4 protein-coding genes and 1 pseudogene are annotated in these 5,303 nt (G+C 71.1%); 2 read left to right on the top strand and 3 right to left on the bottom strand.

Annotation, left to right across the window (positions count from 1 at the left end; all coding sequences use genetic code 11):
• The first annotated feature begins 48 nt into the window (after positions 1 to 48).
• Positions 49 to 714 (top strand): pyroglutamyl-peptidase I, encoded by a 666-nt coding sequence (gene pcp, locus AC1D1T_RS29760; RefSeq protein WP_477993057.1) that lies wholly within the window; start codon positions 49 to 51, stop codon positions 712 to 714.
• A 14-nt stretch (positions 715 to 728) separates the two neighbouring features.
• Here pcp and AC1D1T_RS29765 read toward each other — a convergent pair whose 3' ends face one another.
• Both AC1D1T_RS29765 and AC1D1T_RS29770 read right to left on the bottom strand, forming a co-directional pair.
• The gene (locus tag AC1D1T_RS29765) at positions 729 to 1,487 is read right to left on the bottom strand and encodes a substrate-binding domain-containing protein (RefSeq protein ID WP_477845213.1); all 759 of its coding nucleotides are present in this window, start codon (positions 1,485 to 1,487) and stop codon (positions 729 to 731) included.
• Between the two features lie 78 nt (positions 1,488 to 1,565).
• Complete coding sequence (locus AC1D1T_RS29770; protein WP_477993058.1) at positions 1,566 to 3,749, bottom strand: M66 family metalloprotease; 2,184 nt, start codon at positions 3,747 to 3,749, stop codon at positions 1,566 to 1,568.
• Between the two features lie 167 nt (positions 3,750 to 3,916).
• On the opposite strand from AC1D1T_RS29770, the gene AC1D1T_RS29775 reads away from it, so the two are divergent.
• Positions 3,917 to 4,918, top strand: coding sequence for a transporter (locus AC1D1T_RS29775; protein ID WP_047505078.1), 1,002 nt, complete (start codon positions 3,917 to 3,919; stop codon positions 4,916 to 4,918).
• A 6-nt stretch (positions 4,919 to 4,924) separates the two neighbouring features.
• Here the strand turns inward: AC1D1T_RS29775 and AC1D1T_RS29780 are convergent.
• A pseudogene (locus AC1D1T_RS29780) lies at positions 4,925 to 5,303 on the bottom strand (MFS transporter); the annotation flags it as partial.

Consider the following 5,303-nt stretch of genomic DNA (forward strand, 5'->3'; position numbering starts at 1 on the left):
TCTCACCGGCAGAGGTTCGGGGGAGCGGCTGGGTGGGTAGGATGTCGCATGACCCGACCGACACCCCCGCAGACCGTCCTCGTCACCGGCTTCGAGCCGTTCGGCGGCGAAACGATCAACCCTTCATGGGAGGCGGCGCATGCGTTGGATGGCGAACGCCTCGGCGGCGCGGTGTTCGCGGCCCGTCGCCTGCCCTGCGTGGTCGACGACGCCGGCCCGGTGCTGATCGATGCGATCGAGGAGCTGAACCCGGCCCTGGTGCTGTGCCTGGGCCTGGCCGGCGGGCGCACCGATGTGTCGATCGAGCGTGTGGCGATCAACATCGTCGATGCGCGCATCCCGGACAACGCCGGCCGGCAGCCGGTCGACGAGCCGGTGGTGGAGGGCGCACCGGCTGCGTACTTCTCGACGCTGCCGATCAAGGCGATGCTGCGTGCGCTGCACGACGGCGGCATCCCGGCGTCGATCTCGTCGACGGCCGGCACCTACGTCTGCAATGCGGTGTTCTACGCGCTGTCGCACTACATCGCCACCGAGCGCCCGGCGCTGCGCGGCGGCTTCATCCACGTGCCGTGGCTGYCGGCGATGGCGATACGGCATGCGTCGGCGCCGAGCCTCGCGCTCGACACGCTGCTGCGGGCGGTGCGCGTGATGGCCGGCACGGCGCTCGGCGTCGAGCGGGACATCCGCCTCGCAGCGGGCAACACACACTGAAGAACGCGCCCTGATCAGGGCGGCAGCATGCCCTTGCTGCGCAGCGCCTGCCGGCCTTCTTCGCTGGCCAGGCTCTTCAGGAACTCGCTCGCCGCCGCCCGGTGCGTGCTGGCCGCGCCCAGCGCGCCGGCATAGGTGGTGTAGTTCTGGATCTCGGGCGGCAGCATCCCGACCAGGTCGACGCCGGCCACCGGCAGCAGCTCGCTGACCTGCTGGATCGCCAGGTCGGCCTCGCCGCTGACCAGCTTCTCGGCCGACAGCCCGCCGGCCACCAGCACCGCCTTCGGCCGCACCACCTGCGCGATGCCGAGTTTCTCGAACAGGCCGTCGAGGTAGATGCCGCTGGTGCCGCCCGACGCGGGATCGATGTAGGCGATCTTGCGCACGTCGATCAGCGCGTGCCTGAACTCCTCGACCGTGCCGATCGCCGGCTTCGGCGCGCCGGCCTTCACCGCGACGCCGATCCCCACCTTGGCGAGCGGTGCGATGCTGTCGGGCAGTACCTTGCCGTCCCTGGCGAGCGGCTGCAGCGCCGCCGGCGTCAGCACCAGCAGGTCGAAGGCCTCGCCGCCGGCCACGCGCTTCGCGAGTGCACCGGCGGTGTCGTTCGCGACCTCGACCTTGTGGCCGGTGCGCGCCTCGAAGGCCGGCACCATCGCGACGACGACCTGCTTGAACGCGCCGCTGGTCAGCACCTTCACGGTGTCGGCGGTGGCCGGGGCGGCGCCGAATGCGAGCAGCACCAGCGCGATGGATGAGAGGGACCGGTGCATCGCAAGACCTCCTGGAAGACGGCGAGGTTCGCAGTTTGCACGGATCTGTGCCCCCGTCCGTGTGACGACCTGTGTTCCTCAGCGCGCCGGTCGCTTGACCACGGCGCCCGCCTTGCACGCCGCGGCGTCGAACTGCGTCGTGCCGGCCGCGCCCGGGCCGCCGCCGAAGCCCGCGGCCGGTGTCCATTCGTTGACCAGCGGGTAGCCGCTCGCGCCGAGGTCGGCCACGCGGATCGCGGTCAGCCTGGCCTGCCACTTCGAGCCGAACGGCGTGTTGAACAGCTGCAGCTTCGCCAGCCCGCCGTGGCCGGTCGGCAGGTTGACGGCGTAGGTGCCGAAGTTGTCGCCGCTCAGCACGTCCTTCGCGCTCGGCCGCACGTCGCCGTCCATCACGTGGTAGCCCATCGACAGCAGGTTGCGCAGCACCGTGCCGTCGGCATAGGTCGCCACCAGCGTGTAGTCGCAGCCGTTGTAGACGCAGTAGTAGCCGCCCCAGGCGCCGGGCGCGCTGCCGAGCGTCAGGTCCAGGTCGGCCTGCACCGTCGGGTCGAGCTGCTTCGGCAGGTTGCCGGTCCAGGCCGGCGTCACGACCATGCCGCTCGCGGTCGGCGACAGGTTGAAGTGCGATACCGTGCCGATCACCGTCTGCACCTGCTGCCCGGTCTTCAGCACGTCGGTGCCGATGCGGGCGCGGTCGCTGGCCGAGAGCTTCTCGAACGCGCCGCTGCCGCGGTTCCAGCGCTTGTAGCCGCCGTCGTAGCTGTCGTCGCGGAACACCTTGTCGAGGAAGCCTTCCTGCATCTGCGCCGCCTGGTAGTCGGAGAACGCGTTCCAGCGGTAGGTCTTGCCGTCGCGGTCGTCGTCGCCGCCCGACATCGGCGTGCGTTGGAAGCAGGTGCCGTCGACGGTGCGGCCGTCGCACGACTGGCCGCTGTACTCGAGCGTCGTCAGCAGCTGGTTCTTCAGCGCGTCGTAGCCCCAGGTGGAGCCGCTCTTGGTGCCCATCGGGTACGGGTAGTCGCCGGCATCGGCCGCGGCGTCGGCATGCGGCAGGCCGTAGGCGTGGCCCATCTCGTGGTTGAAGATGGCTGAGTAGACCTGGTCGGGCCGGTAGTCGCCGCCGGAGGTGCCGACACCGCCGCCGCCGAGCCCGCCGCCGGTCGATGCGGCGACCTGCCGGCCGCCGTCCACCGTCTGCACGAAGCCGTAGAAGCCGGCCGCGAAGTTGCCGTCCCGGTTCGCGGCGGGACCGCGCATGTCGCTGAGCAGCCTGTAGATGCGGGCGTTGGTGTCGCCGCCGGCCGCCTTGAAGTCGGCCCACGAGCCGAAGCTCATCGCCGGGTAGCAGAACTGGTCGTCGTTGCGGGCCGGCACGGCCAGCTGGTCGAGCGTGACGGCACCGGTCGTCACCTGGGCGAGGTTCGCGACCGGCAGCTTCTGCAGGTACTCCTGGTCGAGCGTGTAGCCGTTGGTCGACGCCGACGACAGCGCCCAGTCCGGCACCACAGACTGCGCCGCGCGCGCGCCGAACAGGTAGACCGGAATCGTGTGGTGCGTCAGCGTGGTGGCCGGCGTGACGCTCAGCGCCACGCTGCGCGGCGACGAGAAATCGCCCTGGCCGACCTCGAGCGTCGCGCCGATCTGGATCCACTCGCGCGGCAGCAGCGCGCTGTACTTGACGGCGGAATAGGCCGGGCGGCCGCCGTCGGTGGCGGGCAGCTTCGCCGGGGCGTTCATCGTCAGCGGGCCGAGCGTGCGGCCGTCGGCCAGCTTGGCGCGCACCACCAGCGACGTCACGTTCGCAGACGGCTGCACCATCAGCAGCGCGGCGCGGTCGGCCACCAGCAGCAGGCGCTTGGTGACCTTGTTCTTCACGTCGTTGGCCGATTGCATGCCGCGGCCGGTGGGCGGGATGACGTGGGTCTGCGCGAGCTCGACGCTGGTGAGCGCCGGGGTCGCCGTGGGGGCGGGGGCCGGGGCGGGCGAGGGTGCCGGAGCGGGGGCTGGCGCAGGCGACGGCGCGGGTGCGGGCGAAGGAGCCGGGGCCGGGGAAGGAGCCGGTGCGGGCGATGGGGCGGGCGAAGGCGACGGTGCGGGGGCCGGAGCAGGTGCGGGAGCAGGTGCGGGAGCCGGCGAGGGCGTCGATGCCGGCGGCGAACCGGCGGGCGTGTCCCCGTCATCCTTGCCACCGCAGGCGGCGAGCGCGACGGCGGTGAACAGCAAGGCGATGTGGGTCGTCGTGGACAGGGGCAGGCGCTTCATGCTTCGGTGGGGACGGGTTGCAGCGCCGCGATGATCAGCGAAGTTCCGTGAAAGCGCATTCATGGCGTTTCACCTTTTCTGTTCTTACACCCGCTTGCAAAGCCGGCATGTCATCAAGCCGTGTTCTCATCGCGGGTTGCCGCGCATGCATCACAGGAGGAGCGCCCATGCCCATCACTTACGGAGCCCAGCAGAACGGCCTGCTGTGCGGCTACCGCTTCTCGCCGACCGAATGCGGCGAGCCGATCGACCTGGCCCAGGCCGTCGAGTGGCTGAAGCAGCCGGCCGGCGATGCGTCCTTCATCTGGCTGCATTTCGACCTCACCGCGGCCACCTCGCAGGCCTGGATGCAGGCCAACCTGCCGCTCGCGCCGGAGTTCTTCGAGGCGCTGCAGCAGGGCTCGCGCTCGACGCGCATCGAGGACGCGCAGGACAACCTGATCGCCGTCGTCAACGACGTGGCCTATGAATTCGCGTTCGACCCGTCGGAGATCGCGACGCTGTGGATGAGCGTCGACGCGCGGCTGGCCGTCAGCGCGCGGGCGCACCCGCTGCGCTCGATCGACCGGCTGCGCGAGGCGGTGAAGCAGGGCGTGCGCTTCGGCTCGTCGGTCGACCTGCTGAACCACCTGCTCGAGGACCAGGGCGACGTGCTGGTGCGCATCGTGCGCGAGGCCACGCTGAAGGTCGACAGCATCGAGGACAGCCTGCTGCGCGGCCGCCTCGACCGCCGGCGTGCCGAGCTCGGCCAGCTGCGCCGCGTGCTGGTGCGGCTGCAGCGCCTGCTGGCGCCGGAGCCGGGCGCGCTGTTCCGGCTGCTGCGCCAGCCGCCGCCCTGGGTGGCGGCGACCGACCTCGACGAGCTGCGCCAGGCCACCGAGGAGTTCTCGCTGGTGATCCGCGACCTCGCGGCGCTGCAGGAGCGCATCAAGCTGCTGCAGGAAGAGATCGCCGCGCAGGTCGGCGAGCAGACCAACCGCAGCCTGTTCACGCTGACGATGGTCACGGTGCTGGCGCTGCCGATCAACATCACGACCGGCTTCTTCGGGATGAACGTCGGCGGCATCCCGTTCGGCGAGCACAAGCACGGCTTCCTCGTAGTGGTGCTGTTCGTCGTGGTGTTCACTGCGGTGGCGGGCTGGCTGGCGTTCCGCAACCGGGATCGCTGACGGCTGTCAACGCCACATCCGCACGGCCAGCGCCAGCGCTGCCGCGCCGGCCGACAGCGCCGTCACCGCCATCCAGCCCCAGTGCGCGAGCGCCACGCTGCCCAGCGCCGAGCCGGTCGCCATGCCGATGAACACCGTCGTGAACAGCACCGCGTTGAGGCGGCTGCGCGCGCCGGGGTCGATGCCGTAGACGATGGTCTGGTGCGCGATCAGCGCGACCTGGATGCCGAGGTCGAAGCCGATCGCGCTCGCGACCAGCAGCCCGAGCTGCGCCTGCGGCGGCACGAACGGCATCAGCCCCATCACCGCGAACGACACCAGCACCAGGCCCGCACCGACGCGCGTCACCAGCTCCGGCCCGCGGCGGTCGGCCATGCGGCCGGCC

This window comes from Rhizobacter sp. P2_H3, from assembly GCF_056403355.1.